This window comes from Lutispora thermophila DSM 19022 (assembly GCF_900142105.1).
GTDB lineage: Bacteria > Bacillota > Clostridia > Lutisporales > Lutisporaceae > Lutispora > Lutispora thermophila.
This window is the reverse complement of record NZ_FQZS01000004.1, coordinates 63,947-82,624: the sequence shown is the minus strand read 5'-3', so window position 1 is coordinate 82,624 and position 18,678 is coordinate 63,947. Positions and strand designations below refer to the sequence as shown.

Sequence of the window (18,678 nt, the reverse complement as noted above, 5' to 3'; positions counted from 1 at the left end):
CTATCACACTCCTGGATGCACTTTTAATACTGAACTTTTCTACACATTTTCCCTTATCATCAAAATTAATTTTTTATATCTGGCTATAATATTAATATATTTTAATGTTAAAGAACATAGACAAATATTTATAGGTGAGCATATGAAGAAAAAGCTGATACTTATACTCATTCTGGCATCCTTTTTTCTATCCGGATGCGAAAATAAATCTGTTACCTTCTCCCAATATAGACTGGCAGAGGAACCAGAAATCAAAAAAACCCTCGGCATGCTTTCCGACGCCATATTGTCCGGTGATGCAAAAGGCTTTATAAACTGCTTTTCATCAGATTGTCCCTTTTTTCACAAAATAAACCAATATATGTCTTCACTGAAGTTAAATGATATCAACTTCAATGATTTTTCAATGGACATTGAGAATCTCACACCCCTTGGTGATGGGATAGAGGCTTCTGTAAAAATTAAATGGGATGCCACTGTAAAGGACAGCAAAAAGTGCGGATCTTTAGTGAGAAAAATATATTTATCCAGGGACAATGATATATGGAAAATCAAAGATTACAATTTCCATATCTATAGCAATCCCACAGTTGTGGTAGGCAGAAGCAGCCTTTTGTTGTCCAATGGAGAGCAAATGGCCAACGCCTTGGAATCTCAACTTTTGCTTGACACTCAACATCTCCAAAATACCGGAGATATAATACTCTTGGGAACTGCCTATGATAATGCCTCAATACTTGAAATGGAGATAAATAATTTAACCTACATAAGAGTCACGGAAGATTATCCCGGAAGAGGTTTAGGCATAGTTCAGGTCATACCCAACGTGGAGCAATATAGGCATGTCATCATAATACAAGGAAGTACACTTCAGGATGCCAAGGATTCAATAGGTTTTATGACAGATTATCTTATAGCTGAAAAATACATGGAGCCGGGAGTCTATATTATCAAGGACAAAAAGATAAGAAAGGCAGAGCTTCTGGAACTCACAAGCCTTACGTCTTTCGATTATAATAAGGCAACCGAAACACTGGAGAGAGCTAAAGGCATTATAGAATACAATATAAAACTCATATGTGATGAGATAGCTTTGGAAAAAGATAATATAATTTCTCTGATGAAAAACACATCTGATGAACACAGGAAGGATTACAAAGAAACTTTTTCATATAACTCTTGCCAAAGCAGTCAAAAACCACATCCTATCTCCATGGGATTGATATGTTCCTATCTTATCAATAAAGATTTATGTACAAAAGCATTTCAACTGCCGCCCAAAGGAAATGCGGATATATTGAATTCTGCTGCCATGAATGGGGAAGGCTTGAATGTATCATCCATGACAGCCCTATTGAGATTGGCAGGACTTGGGGAAAATCAGGTGTTCAGCCTAAGAAAAGGAGATGGTTCTATTGTATTTGCCAACATTGGTGAAGGATATGCATTGGATTTTGATTCCATTGTGTTCCCTGGGGTTTTTCAACACTGTCATTTAGAAGAGGCAGAACATATGGAAAACGAAGGATACTACATAGACTTTAAAAAGAATTTAACCAACATGGATAGTGAAGATATTATGGACAGCATAAATAAACTGCATAATGCCTTCAATCCGGAAAAAGATATCCTAAAAAGCAAAATGACAAGAGGGAAATTTTCTTCTGATGAAAACCTTCATCATATTTCTTTGCCTTACAATATTCATGACATTTATGTAATGCTGCAAGCAAATGCTCCATATTACCAAACAGGAAATGCTTTCAATTCTCTTAAGGAAGCCAGGGAATCACTGAAAGAAGCCATGGGTCAATTGCTATGGATAAAATTGAGAAAACATGTAATTAGCCTTGCCTCTAAATACCCCGGCAGCCAATATGATTACAGCCTGTATTCGGCAGGTTTGATAAATGTAAAACATCCGGAGGCATATGCAGAAGCAGCCAGAGAATCTGCACCCGTGAAGAAAAAATCCTCTGAAATAGGCTCTGCTTCTAAGGAAGCTGATGATAAAATTCGGGGCATATTGAGCCTATTGTCAACCATAAAGGAAAGAAATAAGGAAGAGGATTCTTTACTCCATCCTGATATATGCCTTGAAACAAAATGCGGTAAAGTCATAGATAAGGCATTGCTGGCTTATGGACTTTATGCAAATTTGTTTAATAAAGCTGAGGAAGCATGGATTGCCATAGGAGATGGTTCTTCCTATTTAGTGATAAAAGATGATTATGGATACAAATATGTTGATTGCAAATACAACTCTTTGAGCAGATTACCTGATTCCACAATATACCTTTGCTTTAATGAAAAATATGCATACAATGGCAGGCTGGGCATAGGCAGCAAACCGGAGTTTTTGAATTAGAACACGTATTTTCACGGAGAGTCCGCGGGTTAACACGGCGGGTTTTATCATTAACTTAATTGGAAATCAAAGGTATTCCTCCATTGTCTTTATATAAATCCTATAAATTCAGTTTTGCTTCAAGTCAAATCTTAATATATGGATCGTACACCGCATCCCTCGTGCCGCGTGCCACGAACCAAAATTAAAGAGGAATACCTAAGACCATATACAAGGATTTTTCAAAAAAACCCTAACTTTTGAACCCTAAACTCTTGGTTCATAGCTCTATAGCTCATAGTTCAATTATATAAATTCCTTAAATTCCACATGTTCGCTCAGTCTATTAAGAAGTTCTTTTATATCCTGGTCTCTTTCCCTCCTGCATAAAAGCAGAACATCCTCAGTATCCACCACTATCAAATCATTAACTCCTATTGCTGCTATAAGCCTATTCTCTCCACATATTATACAATCTCTGGAATCCATGTGGATGAACTTGCCTTTTACCTGGTTTCCCCATTCATCTTTTTCCATATACCTCTCCATTGCAGTCCAGTTACCTATATCGTCCCATTTGAAGTTGCATTTAATAACATAAACATCTTTAGATTTTTCCAAAACGCCATAATCTATAGATATGCCTTCTATTTTCCTATATTCTCCTTCTATTATGGATTCTTCCTCATCGGTGCCTAATCCATCTCTGATTCTTTTCATTGATTCATACATATCAGGTAAGTGCTTTTTATACTGCTTCAGGAGATAAGAAGCCTTCCAAATGAATATGCCGCTGTTCCATAGATATCTTCCGTCTTTAATGAATTCTATGGCTTTTTCCTTGTTAGGTTTTTCTGTAAACCTCTTCACCTTGTGGGTATCTATAGGCCAATGCCCATCTATCTTTTTGCCTACTTGAATATATCCATAGGCTGTCTCGGGTCTTGTGGGTTTTACACCTATGGTTATGAGAGCCTTATTGTTTTCAGCAATAAGAAGTGCCTGCTGAAGAGTGCTTATGAATTCTTTTTCATCTTCTATATGATGATCTGAAGGCAGAACTATCATAACTGCTTCTGGATCTTTTTTCAGAAGCTTCACGGCAGAATATCCTATGCACGTGGCAGTTTCCTTCTGCATAGGCTCCAATATAATATTATCTTCTATCAAATCCGGAAGCTGTTGTCTTATTATGTCCACATAATTATTATTGGTCACTACATATATATTCTCAACGGGTATAAGATTGCTGATTCTCGAAAATGTTGATTGTATCATGGTGTGGGGTCCCAAGGGCTTCAAAAATTGCTTGGGATAAGCTTTTCTGCTCTTTGGCCAAAAGCGGCTTCCCGAACCACCGCACATTATCAATGCATAGTTCATAAAAGCACCTGCCTTTCTTCATATTAACCATAATATGAAAAAAGGTGGTGCTTTGTTACCTCCTAAATGGATTAGTTTCCATTCTGGAGGAATCTCATGCATAGAATATTATTGTCTCAAAATGCTGTACTGGGCGTTAATCCAGATAGTCTTTTAAAAGCCTATTTTGCCGTCCTAGTTTGCTCTTGTCAGCAGGTTATATAATACCTGGACCATTTCTCCTCTGGTAGTAGTCTTGGTGGGATTCAGCTTATCTCCACTTCCTCCGATGATTCCAGTTACCACCAGATACTTCATGGCTTCCTTAGCCCATGGTTCAATACTGTCTGCATCAACAAAGGAGGCCAAGGATTTGTCTGTCATCCCTACTGGCAGCCTTGCTATAGCCTTCAGCCCATTGTATAACAGTGTGAACATTTCTTGACGGGTAATTTCTTTTTCCGGTTCAAACATGTTATATCCAACACCATTTGAAATACTCAACCCTTTTGCTGCTGCCAGATATCCGCTGTAATATGTGTCTACTGCATCTGCAAAATTATCCTTAGACTCTGTGTCAGGGGCTATTCCATATGCCTTCATGAACATTACTATAAATTGTCCTCGGGTCAGCTTTGCTTCAGGATTGAAATTTCCATCTCCCGTTCCTGTAGTGATTTCCCTTGCGGCTATAAAGCTTACAGCCTTGCTGTACCATGCATTTTCATCCACATCCTTGAAGTCTATTTTGTGATAGCCTACAGCATATTTGGAGAAATGCCTTGTGGTAAAGGTGACCATTCCTGTTACAGGGTCATATTTGCCGTTAGTTACCACTTCAAGTTGTCCTGAAGCATTTATATAATAAATGACTATAGCATTTGTATCCTCACCTTCTTTAGGAGTATAGGACACTGATACTGTCACATTTCCTCCAAACTGGGATATGCTTTTGTCACCGCCGGTGACAATGATATCGTATACCGGTCTGTCTCCTACAATCTGCTGTGCTTCAGGTAATAGTGAAGATGCATCTACTCTGTTTATCTTTATTTTCAAATCCCCTGCTGCTTTCTCCGAAAGATCGGATATGGTATTTGAATCAAAGGTTATGGAACCAACAGGAGTTGATATGGTCAATGAGTTAATTCCTGCCTTTGAAGCCTTAGTTACAGCCTCTTTAGGAGTAATGTTCTCTATTGTTGTAGCATTTGCAGTTGCTTCCACCTTTAGTACAACATTTACTATGGCGCCTTCTCCAATCTTTTCAGCTTCTTTCATAGCTTTATCAACGGCATCGCTTATCTGTTCCAGGCTGAATGGAGCAACCCAATTGCCATCTCTGTCATTTGTTTCTTTGACTGTTATGATAGCAGTTACGTTATTTTCAAAAACTTTTATTTCTATCTGCGATATTCCCTCAGAAGAGCTTCTTCTTTCGTAATATGAACTATCTCTTCCACCGGATGAACCGCCTCTGCTGCTTTGTCCTGATATACTCACTTGCATCTCACCATAAACATCCGTACCATCTGTAGCAGTTGCGCGCACTATCACAGTACCATTACCTGTAGCTTGTAGTAATCCTGAAGTATTTATAGACGCTCCTGTTCCTGAGACTATAGACCATATAACATCCTGGCTTGCTCCTTCTGGAAGTACCTTTGCCAGCATTTGTAAAGCGCCATCTTTGGTTGTGATGCTGCTTTTACCATTCATACCGCTAACTATAATAGAAGTGGCAAATATCGGTAATGTAACAGTGTCTGATACTGCCGGGCTTTCATTATGGCTCTGTGTAGCCTTCATGCGCATATAAGCAGTTACAGTGGTTCCCGGTGCTGCTATCTTGGTCCTTGTCTGGTCATACACAATACCGTCAAAACTGTATTCCGCACCTGGTATCTCAGGAATCCATACTCTAAACACGCCGATTTTCTTGTTATAGGTGTAGTTCAGCTTAAAGACCGGCGGAGCTTCCTGATTTGCCTTTTCCAGATTAACAGTGATACTGTTGGGCATAGACGCATTGTGAGTGCCTGTTTCTTTGTATCGAATATGAATCGTCACTGTTTCTCCACCAATATATCCACCTTTACTGAACACACCGCTCCAAGGTTCATCGCCAAACTTGTATTCGGCATTGTCAACGGGCATAATGTTTATACTCCGACCATCGCCCTCTTGACTTACTGTATAATCCAGTATCGGTACTTGCGGATTGTCTAGTTTTATAAAAGTAACAGGTCCTATACTCGCATAAGGCCCTGCCTTATGGGTTTGTGTCTCTTTGATGCGAGCATAAAAAGTTGTGGGAGAAGAATCAATGGTAAAGCCGTCAAACTCATTACTTTCCTGCCATTGTATTCCATCCATGGAATATTCTGCATTGTCAATGGAGTTTACCCTATATGTAAAAGTAACACCATTACCGGTATAACCGCCTGTAATAGCTGCAATAACCGAGCCATCGGCTTTCTCTACATTGACAGGAGATGTAGCTACAAAACCATCACAATCAGTGGCTTTGACGGTTACAGTAATGGTTTTCCCAATATCCTCCTTTGATATAATATATGTGCTTTCAGAACCTATTATGGTTTCGCTGCCGCTTCGCCTCCACTCATAAATCAAATCCCCTGTCACTGTAATTGCAGGTATGATAGTCAGCTTGCTTGTGTCTACTGACAGGGTTTCACCAAACTTTGGAGTTCCCTCAATTGTTACTTCTCCTGAAAGTACAGCATCATTGATTACAGTGAGGGTAAAAGTAAATGTTTTCTTCAAGCCAGAAGGATGGCTGGCTTCCAGTAATACTGGATAGGTTCCCTTTGGTAATCCGGAGGTAATTTTTAATCGTTTTGATGTTTCATCCCAGGTAATCTTTTCATGTCCTGATTTTTTTACCACAGTTATAGGTAAGGTTCCACTTATGCTATAAGCATTTGTATAGGTATCATGATACCCTTCTGCCAATGTCATCTCCGTCGGTCCATTGATGGATGGTGCTTCGGGATTATATAAAACCTTCACTGCAATTGAATTGGAATAAGCCCATATGCTGCCCCCCTTAATGCTGATTTTACAGAAGTAGTAATGGTATCCCGCCGCAAGGTCATCAGGAAGGGTGAAATTTTTCTCAGTATATCCGTGTAACTCTATAGCATTGCTCCCATAAGTATCCATAGTATTATAATACCACTGATAGCTGATGGGCTCCTCTGGGTCAGAAAATGCCGACACAGACAGAGTATAACTGGTATATCCCTTTAATAATGTAACAGACTGGGACTGGGTAATTTGAATGCCATTTCGCACCACCGGTTGATAGGCAGCTTTATTTCCCGCCCCATCTTCTGCGATAACATTATAGTAATAGGTATTGGTATAATCCTGCCACGCCCACGAAAAGGTTCCAATATCCATAGAGCCCCCAGCGTTTTGCAGTTCCCCATTAGCTTCGCATTCCTCAACGGTACGAATATTGTCCTCAGCTGACCGATAAACATAGTACTTTAGTTGATTTTGGTCGCTTACATCATCTGTAGCCTTTGTCCAGGTCAGGATAATCTTTTGATTAGTTGCGTAGTATGACTGGATGGAAATGATTCCTGAGCCTCCTGGAACCGGCGGTGTCTCATCTACTGATGATTCCACATCAGAAGCATATACAGCATCTGTTACCGAGATTCCTTCATCCTGCACTGCGATTTCTGGTGTCAATTCTCCAAAGGCAATAATCTCTGGATTTCCAACAGCTTCAGCTTGATAGCTTTCTAAATTCTCTTCCGCTGCATATGCAGGTATAAAGCCTGTGGTTATGATACTGAAAATAAGTACAAAAACTAAAAATAAGGACAGAAATTTGCAACCATTTTTCTTTTTCATTTTTATCACTCTTTTCATATAGAGATTTATTTCGCACCTATAGCAATAGCTGGCATGCTTTATTCTTTTTGTAAATTAGATATTTTATTTCATATTATTACATTTACTTACTAAAAAGTAAAGTGAGTCAAAAGTTCTGTTTTTCAAATGGACCTATTGAGATTTATAAAAAAATTGGACCATAGCATCTCTATTGACTGCTATGATCCAATTTTTTTATTGATCCTTTATTCAATTACCCTGATTACATTTGCTTCAGCCTGAGGTGGATATATCATTATCATGGGACCGTCTACAAAGTCCACCTGAACCTTCATACCCTTTTTAAGATCGCTGGGTTTCAGCTCTTCATCGGAGTAACCTTTATATATTTTGGTGTTTTCTCCTATTAAGACATTGGCTTTATCATAGGTGCCTATTGGAGCTTCGTCGCTTTCTACAAATATTTTTTCCAGCTTATTATCCTTGCTAAAGGTCAATTCTGTTATTTTACCCACCACATCTGCATTTTCTATATTAGAAATCAGCCATCTGCCATCAAAATTCCTCAGGGTTATATATTGCTTTTCTGTAAATTTGGCTCCTGTTGAATCTGTATAGATAAAATCGACTTCATATGTGTATGCTTTTTCGGATTTGTACTTCTCTGTTATCTCATAGTTTTCAACCCAAGGGCTTGATGTGCCTGTTACCCAGCCCATTGAGACAAAATAATCATACATTTGTTTTTGAAGTTCTGGTGACATAAGAGTATACTGTAGAACTCCGTTTCTTATCTTAACCCCTTCTGCCCAGGTTTTGACAACGCCCAATTGGTCTTGAGGAGCAAGTATTTTTATGGCCTCTTCCAGCCTTGATATCTGCATTTTCCTGGCTTCCAATTCAGTTGAGTCGATTATGACAGAGTTGGTCTCAGCATCCCAATCAATCTTGGCTCCTAAAGCTTCGGATATAACTCTTATGGGCACCATAACCCTGTTATCCGCAGGTATAGGCGCTACATCAGTTTTCAATTCTTTTCCGTTTAATACCAGCTTTATAACCGGGTCTGCAAAAGTCATAGACGCAAAGCTCAATGCAGCCACCGATGCTGTAATTATGATAAATTTTCTTAATTTCATATGAATTCCTCCTAATCTTAATTTCCATTTTCATATAATTAGACATAAGACCATATAAAAAAGTTCCTCAATTATTATGCCCTTTTGCCATAATTATTTTTTAGATTTCATAATACATAAACTGATGTAATTTTTAATGGTATAATCATATTAATAAAAAATGCAACTCATTTTTCAACTAGGAATTGCGATGTTAATATAATTTAAAGGAGGTCTCTCTATGAAACTACCCAAATGGGTAGCAATAGTGCTAATTGCATCTTTGCTCCTTAATATCAAAGCCACCTTAGATATTAGCTCCATGAAAAGTGAAATCAGAAATCTTCAAATTAATATAAGCTCCATAAACAGTTCTTTAGATAACACTATATCAAGCGGTATAGACAGAATTGAAAGAACTATAGAAAAAGAAGGAAGTATTGTAAGTGAGTTTAAGTATGAGAATCTTGGAATTAAAGATAAGAAAGTGGATTTTATCCTAAGTGTAAAGCCAAAGGTTTATAATGAGGGTGAGAAGCTCTATTTCCTCATAAAGGCAGGCAATAACAGTCCACAGCTTATACCTGCAGAGACGGAGGATAATGTCAGCTTTACAGCCAATGCTACTATTTCTATATTTGATGAAGCAAATGTTGATTTGGTAATCGAAGGTGAAAGCAATAAGAAGACAGAAAAGCTGGATACCATCTATCCCATTGCCGACAAGTACGCAGCTAGAATAAACGCCAGGTCTCTTGGTGGCTCTATAAAGCGAAATGCTGGCAGCTCAAAGCTTATTATAAACCATGAGTATGAGCTGATTAACCCCAAGCCTGATGGTGATGGCACTAGAATAAAAGAGGCAAATCTAGATATAGAGCTAAATGGAAAGGTCATTGATACTTTTCCTATGAAATTAGAAAATACATCAAAACGCGAAAGATTTTACTTATTGCTAAAGGATTATGAGCTTCAGTGCAATACAGGTGATGAAATAATCATATATATCACAGCCAAAGATGATATGGGTTTAAACTATAAATGCCATATGGAAGGATGGATTGTAGAAGAAAACGGCGGGTTAGATCATTCTCCAGGAAGATACAACTTTAGAAATGTTGAGGTGTATTAAAGTCATGGAAGGCAAAATAATGTTTCTGATAAATCTTATCACTGGTTTGTTCTTTATAGCTATAGGTGCAATAGTCAGATTCGGTAAAGCCAGCTGGCTTATCGCCGGCTATAATACTTCCTCCAAAGAAGAAAAAGCAAAGTATGATGAAGCAGCCCTATGTAATTTTGTAGGCAATCTTATGTTTGTCCTTGGAGGAATAGTTCTTGTCATGGGCATCCTGTCACTTCTTATTACTTCCCATCTTGGAATAATATTGGGAGTGGGATGGACTCTCTATGTGGTGGTGATTATTGTAGGAGTCATCTATGCCAATACAGGCAATAGATTTAAGAAAACCAGGTAACTGGTGAGTTCCATTCAGGTGAAGGATTTAAGGCACTTGCAATGGTATGATAAACAGAGCATACCATTGGAGGGCTAATGGGTGTATCGATACACTTTTAATAATTATTCTAAAACCATTTTTATAATCTCTTTGATATATTCATTATTGCTATATAATCTTTTAAAATAAAATCAGATAGTATGTACTGATTTTATTTTTTTATGCAAAAGAGGAGGACCCGATGAAGAACATAATACCAAAGACAGCTGCCATCCATGGCATCACCGGTTACGGCAGAAGCTCCATATCTGTGGTAATACCTGTGCTTTCATCCATGGGCATTCAGGTTTGTCCTTTGCCTTCAGCAGTATTGAGCAGCCATCCCGGTGGCTTTGCCAATTATACCTTTTATGAGCTTACCAATGAGATGGAGCAGGCTATTGAATGCTGGAAAAAGGAAAATATTAAATTCGACTGCATATACAGCGGCTTTCTGGGTTCTGCCAAGCAAATTGAATTGGTAAAGAGACTCATAGAATACAATGACAGCAATCTTATAGTAATTGATCCTGTTATGGGAGACCATGGAAAACTCTATAAAATAACCGACGAAGATATGATAAATGGGATGTTTTCCCTGATAGAAAAATCCTACGTTATAACTCCAAATATGACAGAAGCATGTTTGCTTGCAGGTGAGGATTATGATGACAAAGCTTTAGATTTTCAGGAAGTGAAGCATTTGCTTCAGAAGCTTTCTGCTTTAGGTCCTGCCAATGTGGTCATAACTGGAGTAGAAACTTCAAATGGAAGTTGTGGAAATTTTGGATATAGCAGAAAAGATGATTCTTACTGGAAAGTAGATTACAAACATATACCGGCTCAGTATCCTGGAACAGGTGACATATTCGCCAGCGCACTTACAGGCTATATTGTGAAAGGATTAGATTTGCCCAGCGCAGTGGCTAAAGCCAGCAGATTTGTATCATTGGCTGTTGAGAAAACCTACATTGCCGGAACACCTGTAAGAGAAGGAATTCTATTGGAAGATATGCTGTTTGAACTCAATAATGAAAATAATATTGGGAGAGGTGAAATGATAAATGAGTAGAAATTTCAGTATAAGAGATATTGTTATCATAGGCATGTTGGCTGCTTTTTGCACTATAGGCACTACCATAAAGATACCCTATGGAAATGGAGCAATGGTGCATCTTGGCTCTGCGGCCATATACACCACAGCGCTGCTCTTCGGTGGAGTGTATGCCGGTTTTGGAGGAGCAATAGGTTCAGCCTTCTTTGATCTTTTAATGGGCTTCTCTCCTTACACAATATGGTCATTTTTCATAAAAGGTATAGCCGGATATATAGTAGGCAGCATTGCCCATTCCGGTGGTGCCCAAGGCAAAAGCTTCATTAGAAATGTAATGGCTGTTATAGCGGGTGCTGCTTGGACCCTTGTGGGATATTTGGCAGCATGGACAGTTGTCATAGGGAAGTTTGAGGCAGCTTTGCTCAATATTCCAAGCTCGCTAATCACTTCCACCGTTGGCGCAGTTGTTGCATTACCTCTGGCAGCCGCATTGTACAAGCCTATATCCAAATTGAATATGAATTAACAAAAAGTGAGGCACAGAGAACCGTCCCCAATGTATCAAAAGGTCATTGCATTTCCTGTAATGACCTTTTTTATAAGAGAATTTACATCTTCATTCTGGGTTATTGATTCTTAATTATTCTTGTCGCATTGAGCACAGCCAAAAGAGCAACTCCAACATCTGCAAATACAGCTTCCCACATGTTAGCAAATCCTAATGCTCCCATAATCAATACGGCCAACTTGACTCCCAATGCCAATATAATATTCTGCCATACTATCTTTCTTGTAAATGCTGCGATCTTTATACCCTCAATAAGCTTAGAAGGTTCATCTGTCATGATCACTATATCAGAAGCTTCTATGGCTGCATCAGATCCCAGGCCACCCATGGCGACTCCTATGTCTGCCATGGTGAGAACAGGGGCATCGTTTATTCCATCACCGACAAATACTATATTTCCTTTTTCCTTCTTTTCTCTCTTTATCTTTTCCAGCATTTCTACCTTTTCGTGAGGCAGCAGTTCATAGTGAACTTCGTCCAGATTCAGCTCTTCTTTTACCTTTATTGCTGTCGTCTTATTGTCGCCTGTTAACATGACAACGTTCTTTATACCTGCTTCCTTCAGCGCTTTCACTGTATCCGCCGAGTCTTTCTTTATCTTGTCGGATATAAGGATATATCCCGCATATTTGCCTTCAACAGCTATATGGACTATTGTATCATTTGCTTCAACTTTCCTATAGGATACGCCTTCTGCTTCCATTAGTTTTTCATTTCCAACCAGTATTTCACCTGATTCGGTTTTTACCCTGATTCCTTTTCCTGTTATATCTTCATGATATTTAATAACCGAAGAGTCTATATCTTTTCCATAGGCTTCTCTTATGGAGAGAGCTATAGGGTGATCGGAAAAGCTCTCTGCTGTTGCAGCATATTTCAACACTGCTTCCGCATCAAATTCGCCTTCATTGATTATTTCATTTACCTTAAACACTCCTTCAGTAAGGGTTCCGGTCTTGTCAAATACCACTGTATGAATGTTGTTCAAAGCCTCAAGATAATTACTGCCTTTTACCAGAATGCCTTTTTTGGAAGCCCCTCCTATACCTCCGAAAAAACTTAAAGGTATGGATACAACCAAGGCACATGGACAGGATACAACCAGGAATATTAGGGCCCTATAAATCCACTGGGAAAACGTATTAAACCCATAAACCATAGTAGGCACTAAAGCAATACCCAAGGCAGTGAAAACTACTATAGGTGTATATACTTTGGCAAATTTGGTTATGAAGTTTTCTGTGGGAGCCTTCTTCAAGGCCGCATTTTCCACAAGATCAAGTATTTTTGCAACGGTAGACTGGGAATATTCTTTATCAACCCTTACGGTTATCATCTTATCTTTGGCTATGAAGCCGCTCAAGACATGATCTCCCGGCTTCACCATCCTGGGAACAGATTCTCCTGTCAAAGCAACAGTATCCATTGAAGCTTCTCCCTTCACCACGGTACCATCCAAAGGTACTCTTTCCCCCGGTTTTACAAGAATAATATCTCCTATCCTTACTTCTTCGGGAGAAACTTGCTCCACCGTTTTTCCAACAACTAAATTTGCGTGGTCAGGTCTTATATTCATAAGAGACTTAATGGATCTTCTGGAGCGGTCAACAGCAATATCCTGAAATATCTCTCCTATATTGAAAAATATCATAACTGCTACAGCTTCAGGATATTCTCCCATAGCAAAGGCTCCTATGGTGGCAATGGTCATGAGAAAGTTCTCATCAAACAACTGTCCTTTGGATATATTTTTCAATGCTCCCAAAATGACTTCCCATCCGGACAATATATATGCTGCAACAAACATGCATAATCTTATGAGGCCATTTGATTTGAAGATTATGGCTGCCACATAGATGGCTAAAGCACCTAAAAGCTTCAGTATCTCTATATTTATTTCATTGTCTTCTTCCTCTTCTACTATTGGCGCTATTTTTCTTTCAACAATTTCAACGCCTTCTTCTATCTTATCTATTGTGTCTTTTACTTCACCAATGATTCGTTCTCCATCTGAAACATTTTGATATTCCAATACCAACCTTTTGCCGACAAAATCTATAGAAGCATTGTGAATACCATCAATTTCTTTAATGCGGCCTTCCATCTTAGCTGCACAATTGGCGCAATGGAGGCCTTTGATGATGAATTCTCTTTTTATTATTCCTTCCATAATATTTCTCTCCTTACAATAACATAGCCTAGGGTATCACTCATGGTCTTGTTGCACGCTGCATGGCCTAGAGTATTCCTTTTCCGTCCTGTCTCGTGACTCGTGTATTTTTACAATATTCCTCTGAAGGCTAATATGCAGCACGCGCTTCGCAATGTCAAAATATTCACTAGGTTTCGGTCTCGCCTATCCATGCATCAAGTGAGCCATAGCTTGGTCGAATAATTGTTTTACATGTTCGTCATCCAGTGAGTAGTATATGGTCTTGCCATCTCTCCTGTACTTTACCAGCCTTGCATCCTTAAGGACTCTAAGCTGATGGGATATGGCAGATTGGTTCATATTGAGAATGGTTGCTATGTCACATACGCACATTTCAGATTCAAAAAGGACATAAATTATCTTCACTCTGGTGCTATCGCCAAATACCCTAAATAGATCCGCCATATCATATAGCAAATCATCATCAGGCATGTTTTCACTTATTCTTTTTACTAGATCTTCATTGATTACGCCACAACAATCCACCTTTGCTTTATCGTCTGCCATGAACATCCAACCTCCTTCTATGTATGAATGTGTGAATATATGAATATCTGTTCATATATTCAATTCTATTTTATTCCTTTTTTTCATGTATGTCAATGCATATTATTCAGATTTTAAAAATATAATGGATTGAACCAGGTTTTTATTGAGGCTTCTTTGGAAGGATGGTTTTATGAGAAAAGAAATTTTATTGTCTTTTAGAATAGGTGCTGCATTTATCGGAACAGTCATAGGAGCAGGCTATGCATCAGGTCAAGAAATAATGCAGTTTTTCACAGTATTTGGCCCTTATGGCTTTATAACGGTCATACTTTCAGGATTGATGTTTTTTATAGCAGCCAATTCCATATTAAACATATCGGATCAACTGAAGGCTTACGATTACAAGGACTTTGTAAGCAAGCTCTGCGGCAAAAAAATCGGTTTTCTTTATGATTCTATGATTACTCTTTTCTTATTCTTGGGTACCTCTATCATGTTTTCGGGCAGCTGTGAAGTTTTTAAAGCTTTTTTCAAAATACCCAAAATTGCAGGAATACTCATCATATGCCTTCTTACCCTTCTGGCAGTTTTTAAGTCCCTTGAAGGCTTATTAAATGTAAACTCCATAATTGTTCCTGTAATATCCTCTGTGGTAATATTTACTTCTTTCATGATTTTCAAAGATGGCAACATATCGCTGGCATTGGATAATATGGATGCAAACAGCAATATTTCTGCCTTTAAGCCCTTTTTCTTCATGTTATTTTATTGTTCCTATAATTTGATCCTATCTTTGGGAGTCCTTTCTGCCTTCCCAAAGGATATAAAAAATAAAAATGTGTTGCGGCTTGGAGCTTTTATAGGAGGCTTCGGTCTGATGGTCCTCGCTTTTTTATTGAATTCCCTTATCTTCATGCATATGCCTCAAATATTAGATGAATCCATGCCCATGTTATATATTACAAAATATTTCCATCCTTATTTTAAATATGCATTGGCCCTATGCATCTGGGGAGAGATATTTTCCACCGCCGTATCAGATGTGTTCAGCCTTGGAAATCGCATCGCCGGCAAAAAAAAGTACAGCTATAAAGCTATATGTACATTAATCGTATTTCTTTCCATACCTTTATCTCTATTTGATTTCAAATCCCTTGTGGCATTCTTCTATCCTTTGTTTGGAGCATTGTCAATGTTCCTCATGGTTTATATAGTTTTCAAAGGTTCAGGCAAACACAATATTGCATAAACCTTATCCATATAAAGATATATGATTAGAGTCAGCATGGCCGAGTATGCACATGTAAAAGAATCATTGTCTCCTACATCAACCATTAGTACCGCGTCATACGCTTCCCCTGGTTGAAGTCTTTTGCGAATAGGACTTTATAACTTCCGACTGTGATTGAAAGCTTATATCTGCACATGCAGTTATTTCTTCTGCTTCACTTGTCTTAGGAATTCTTATCAACATGTTCAAATCGCCACAAAATCACTTAGTTACGTCACCATATCCTGATGTCATATTTTTCACAATACTTCTTTATATTATGTGCATTATGTTTCTTTTTCAAAATTTATTTCTAGTACTGGAACATACACGCATAGTACCTCCCTTTCATTTGCAAAACATGATGTTTAAGACCTTAAAGCGGCTTTATTCCATAAGTCTGCAACAAAATTATATCATTATAGTTTTGGGATAAAATGAAATATTCTTATATTTATTTGGCATAAAATTGTTTACATACCAATATTATTTATTACACATCTATAAATTTTGTAATAAAAGTATTTATTTTTTTCTTCAGTATGTTATAATGTTAATGTAAATTTATTAACAAAGTCTCGAAAGGGGAAGGTTTTATAAATGAAAAAAATATTATCATTGGCACTAGTAGTAGTATTAGTAGTAGCTATGGCTGCTGGATGCGCTCAAAAAAGTGAACCCGCTACGGCTCCACCGGCAAATGAGCCTGCAACAGGAGAATCTGGTTATAAAGACGGTACTTACACAGCAAAAGGTGAAGCTGACGAAAGAGGTTGGACACCTGAAGTTACAGTAGTAGTAAAAGATGGCAAGATTTCTGAAGTAAAATATGACGAAGCAAGAGCCATGAACAAATCAGAGGATGCCGAATACATTAAGACCTTTAAGGATGCTAAAAATGTGGACATCGTTTCTGTTTACAAACAGCTTGGTGAATCTTTGGTAGCTGCTCAGGATGCAGAAAAGGTTGCTGCAGTATCAGGTGCTACAACTTCCTCCACAAACTTCAAAACATTAGCAGCTGAAGCCATGGCTCAGGCAAAAGACGGTGACAACCTGAAAGACGGCACATACAAAGCTACAGGCAAGACAGATGAAAGAGGTTGGACTCCTTATGTTACAATTACTGTTGCAGAAGGCAAAATAACTGCTGCAACTTATGATGAAGCTTCATCCAGCGCAGTTGTTTACAAATCTCAAGATGAAGCTTACAAATCAAGCTTTAAGCAGATTAAGAACGTAGATGTGGCTGCAACATATGAAAAGTTCGCTAACGACTTGATTGCTTCACAGGACATAACTAAAGTGGATGTAACAGGTGGAGCTACACATTCTGGAGAAAACTTTAAAACTCTTGTAGAAAAAGCATTGAGTCAAGCAAAATAATTATACAAAAATATGCATAAAAATAAGGTGCTATACAAGCGCCTTATTTTTATTTTGTATCTATTCTTATTTAATAACTTATATATTTGGCATTCAATGGTTTTATTATTTAATCACTACCCTATGGTATGTCTTCTTCCCTTTTTTCATCATCAATGCTCCATCCTTGAAATCATCCAAAGTGATGATGCGGTCTATAGAATCCACCTTTGCATCGTTTATAGTAAGTCCTCCCTGAGTGATGAGCCTTCTCCCTTCACCTTTAGAGGGCACTAATCCTGTTAAGACTGCCAAATCTATGACATTCATTCCATCTCCCAACTGCTGCTTGTCAATTTCGGTTGAAGGCACCATGTCCAGATTACCGCCTCCACCAAATAATGCTTCTGCCGCTTCCCTTGCTTTTACGGCTTCTTCCTCGCCATGCACCAGCTTTGTTACCTCAAAGGCAAGAACCTTCTTGGCTTCGTTTATTTCATTGCCGGGCAGAGAACCTAATCTTCTTACTTCCTCCATAGGCAGGAATGTCAAAAGTGCCAAACATTTTTCTACATCCGCATCATCAACGTTTCTCCAATATTGATAGAAATCGTACGGGCTGGTTTTATTGGGGTCAAGCCATACTGCACCTGCCTGGCTCTTTCCCATTTTCTTTCCATCACTGGTGGTAAGAAGTGTGAAAGTCATGCCGTAAGCAGGTTCACTTTCCACTCTTCTGATTAAATCTGCACCGGCGATTATATTGGACCATTGGTCATCTCCTCCCAATTGGAGCCTACAGCCATATCTTCTGTATAGTTCAAGGAAGTCATAGGCCTGCATCAGCATGTAATTGAACTCGATGAATGTAAGACCCTTTTCCATCCTATTCTTGTAGCATTCGGCGGTGAGCATTCTGTTTACGGAAAAATGAACACCTATTTCTCTTAGAAAATCCACATAATTAAGCTTTAACAGCCAGTTGGCATTGTTATCCATGATAGCTTTGCCATCGTTAAAATCTATGAACTTTTCAAACTGTACCTTAAATTTCTCAGCGTTGCTTTGAATTTCTTCCAAAGTAAGCATCTTTCTCATATCTGTCCTTCCGCTGGGATCTCCCACCATGGTTGTGCCTCCGCCAAGAAGAGCTATTGGCTTATGTCCGGCTCTCTGCATGTGAGCCATTACCATCATTTGCAGGAAATGTCCTACGTGAAGGCTATCTGCAGTTGGGTCAAAACCTATATAAAAAGTAACCGGCTCCCTGCCCAACAGCTCCCTCACTTCTTCTTCATGAGTTACTTGCTGAATAAAGCCTCTTTCTTTCAAAATGTCATAAACATTTTTCTTTTCCATCTAAAATTCCTCCTATCTATAGATATTGTGTAAAAAAATAAAGCCATTCATCCCACATAGGGACGAATGGCTCGCGGTACCACCCTAATTGGCAAAAATGCCCACTCTTAAAGGATACAGATAATATCCCCTTCCTTAGATAACGGTGGAAGCTTCCGTCTCGGC

Annotated in this window: 14 protein-coding genes and 1 other annotated feature (1 of these 15 running past the window's edge); of the genes, 7 read left to right on the top strand and 7 right to left on the bottom strand. The window is 38.5% G+C overall.

Annotation, left to right across the window (positions count from 1 at the left end; genetic code table 11):
* Positions 1–142: 142 nt before the first annotated feature.
* Positions 143–2,368, top strand: a complete 2,226-nt coding sequence (locus BUB48_RS02480) for a hypothetical protein (RefSeq protein WP_073024194.1) — start codon at positions 143–145, stop codon at positions 2,366–2,368.
* Between the two features lie 285 nt (positions 2,369–2,653).
* Here BUB48_RS02480 and BUB48_RS02475 read toward each other — a convergent pair whose 3' ends face one another.
* From BUB48_RS02475 to BUB48_RS02465, 3 genes are all read right to left on the bottom strand, one after another.
* A complete protein-coding gene (locus BUB48_RS02475) occupies positions 2,654–3,730 on the bottom strand; it encodes a mannose-1-phosphate guanylyltransferase (RefSeq protein WP_073024192.1) in 1,077 nt (358 codons plus the stop codon).
* A gap of 174 nt (positions 3,731–3,904) precedes the next feature.
* Positions 3,905–7,597: an S-layer homology domain-containing protein gene (locus BUB48_RS02470; RefSeq protein ID WP_073024190.1), complete on the bottom strand. Its 3,693-nt coding sequence runs from the start codon at positions 7,595–7,597 to the stop codon at positions 3,905–3,907.
* Between the two features lie 227 nt (positions 7,598–7,824).
* Positions 7,825–8,718, bottom strand: coding sequence for a copper amine oxidase N-terminal domain-containing protein (locus tag BUB48_RS02465; protein WP_073024188.1), 894 nt, complete (start codon positions 8,716–8,718; stop codon positions 7,825–7,827).
* A gap of 220 nt (positions 8,719–8,938) precedes the next feature.
* Between BUB48_RS02465 and BUB48_RS02460 the strand changes: the two genes are divergently transcribed.
* The 4 genes from BUB48_RS02460 (at position 8,939) to BUB48_RS02445 (ending at position 11,776) form a co-directional block, all read left to right on the top strand.
* Positions 8,939–9,829, top strand: a complete 891-nt coding sequence (locus BUB48_RS02460) for a hypothetical protein (protein WP_073024186.1) — start codon at positions 8,939–8,941, stop codon at positions 9,827–9,829.
* Positions 9,830–9,848: 19 nt separating this feature from the next.
* Complete coding sequence (locus BUB48_RS02455; RefSeq protein ID WP_175548330.1) at positions 9,849–10,175, top strand: DUF3784 domain-containing protein; 327 nt, start codon at positions 9,849–9,851, stop codon at positions 10,173–10,175.
* 223 nt (positions 10,176–10,398) lie between these two features.
* Positions 10,399–11,268 (top strand): pyridoxamine kinase, encoded by an 870-nt coding sequence (locus BUB48_RS02450; protein WP_073024182.1) that lies wholly within the window; start codon positions 10,399–10,401, stop codon positions 11,266–11,268.
* Positions 11,261–11,776 carry an ECF transporter S component gene (locus tag BUB48_RS02445; protein ID WP_073024180.1) on the top strand — a complete coding sequence of 172 codons (516 nt, stop codon included), beginning with the start codon at positions 11,261–11,263 and terminating at the stop codon, positions 11,774–11,776. The genes BUB48_RS02450 and BUB48_RS02445 overlap by 8 nt, the downstream gene beginning before the upstream one ends.
* A gap of 100 nt (positions 11,777–11,876) precedes the next feature.
* Here the strand turns inward: BUB48_RS02445 and BUB48_RS02440 are convergent, their stop codons facing one another.
* Both BUB48_RS02440 and BUB48_RS02435 read right to left on the bottom strand, forming a co-directional pair.
* Complete coding sequence (locus BUB48_RS02440) at positions 11,877–13,979, bottom strand: heavy metal translocating P-type ATPase (protein WP_073024502.1); 2,103 nt, start codon at positions 13,977–13,979, stop codon at positions 11,877–11,879.
* Between the two features lie 195 nt (positions 13,980–14,174).
* On the bottom strand, positions 14,175–14,537 hold the full coding sequence (locus BUB48_RS02435; protein ID WP_073024178.1) for an ArsR/SmtB family transcription factor: 363 nt from the start codon (positions 14,535–14,537) through the stop codon (positions 14,175–14,177).
* Positions 14,538–14,709: 172 nt separating this feature from the next.
* Here BUB48_RS02435 and BUB48_RS02430 point away from each other — a divergent pair, with 172 nt between their 5' ends.
* Positions 14,710–15,768: a YkvI family membrane protein gene (locus tag BUB48_RS02430; RefSeq protein ID WP_073024175.1), complete on the top strand. Its 1,059-nt coding sequence runs from the start codon at positions 14,710–14,712 to the stop codon at positions 15,766–15,768.
* A gap of 96 nt (positions 15,769–15,864) precedes the next feature.
* Here BUB48_RS02430 and BUB48_RS18775 read toward each other — a convergent pair whose 3' ends face one another.
* Positions 15,865–15,993 carry a hypothetical protein gene (locus BUB48_RS18775; protein WP_278308938.1) on the bottom strand — a complete coding sequence of 43 codons (129 nt, stop codon included), beginning with the start codon at positions 15,991–15,993 and terminating at the stop codon, positions 15,865–15,867.
* Positions 15,994–16,389: 396 nt separating this feature from the next.
* Here BUB48_RS18775 and BUB48_RS02425 point away from each other — a divergent pair, with 396 nt between their 5' ends.
* A complete protein-coding gene (locus BUB48_RS02425; protein ID WP_073024173.1) occupies positions 16,390–17,175 on the top strand; it encodes an FMN-binding protein in 786 nt (261 codons plus the stop codon).
* Positions 17,176–17,280: 105 nt separating this feature from the next.
* Here the strand turns inward: BUB48_RS02425 and tyrS are convergent, their stop codons facing one another.
* Positions 17,281–18,513, bottom strand: coding sequence for a tyrosine--tRNA ligase (tyrS, locus tag BUB48_RS02420; protein ID WP_073024171.1), 1,233 nt, complete (start codon positions 18,511–18,513; stop codon positions 17,281–17,283).
* 55 nt (positions 18,514–18,568) lie between these two features.
* Positions 18,569–18,678, bottom strand: a binding site (T-box leader) (it continues 121 nt past the right edge of the window).

What these genes read in the sequence shown, in the direction of transcription:
- BUB48_RS02445 (WP_073024180.1), top strand. Translation starts at nt 11,261, where the DNA reads ATGAGTAGAAATTTCAGTATAAGAGATATTGTTATCATAGGCATGTTG.
- tyrS (WP_073024171.1), bottom strand. Translation starts at nt 18,513, where the DNA reads ATGGAAAAGAAAAATGTTTATGACATTTTGAAAGAAAGAGGCTTTATT.
- BUB48_RS02480 (WP_073024194.1), top strand. Translation starts at nt 143, where the DNA reads ATGAAGAAAAAGCTGATACTTATACTCATTCTGGCATCCTTTTTTCTA.
- BUB48_RS02455 (WP_175548330.1), top strand. Translation starts at nt 9,849, where the DNA reads ATGTTTCTGATAAATCTTATCACTGGTTTGTTCTTTATAGCTATAGGT.
- BUB48_RS02460 (WP_073024186.1), top strand. Translation starts at nt 8,939, where the DNA reads ATGAAACTACCCAAATGGGTAGCAATAGTGCTAATTGCATCTTTGCTC.
- BUB48_RS02430 (WP_073024175.1), top strand. Translation starts at nt 14,710, where the DNA reads ATGAGAAAAGAAATTTTATTGTCTTTTAGAATAGGTGCTGCATTTATC.
- BUB48_RS02465 (WP_073024188.1), bottom strand. Translation starts at nt 8,718, where the DNA reads ATGAAATTAAGAAAATTTATCATAATTACAGCATCGGTGGCTGCATTG.
- BUB48_RS18775 (WP_278308938.1), bottom strand. Translation starts at nt 15,993, where the DNA reads ATGTTGATAAGAATTCCTAAGACAAGTGAAGCAGAAGAAATAACTGCA.
- BUB48_RS02470 (WP_073024190.1), bottom strand. Translation starts at nt 7,597, where the DNA reads ATGAAAAAGAAAAATGGTTGCAAATTTCTGTCCTTATTTTTAGTTTTT.
- BUB48_RS02425 (WP_073024173.1), top strand. Translation starts at nt 16,390, where the DNA reads ATGAAAAAAATATTATCATTGGCACTAGTAGTAGTATTAGTAGTAGCT.
- BUB48_RS02475 (WP_073024192.1), bottom strand. Translation starts at nt 3,730, where the DNA reads ATGAACTATGCATTGATAATGTGCGGTGGTTCGGGAAGCCGCTTTTGG.
- BUB48_RS02435 (WP_073024178.1), bottom strand. Translation starts at nt 14,537, where the DNA reads ATGGCAGACGATAAAGCAAAGGTGGATTGTTGTGGCGTAATCAATGAA.
- BUB48_RS02450 (WP_073024182.1), top strand. Translation starts at nt 10,399, where the DNA reads ATGAAGAACATAATACCAAAGACAGCTGCCATCCATGGCATCACCGGT.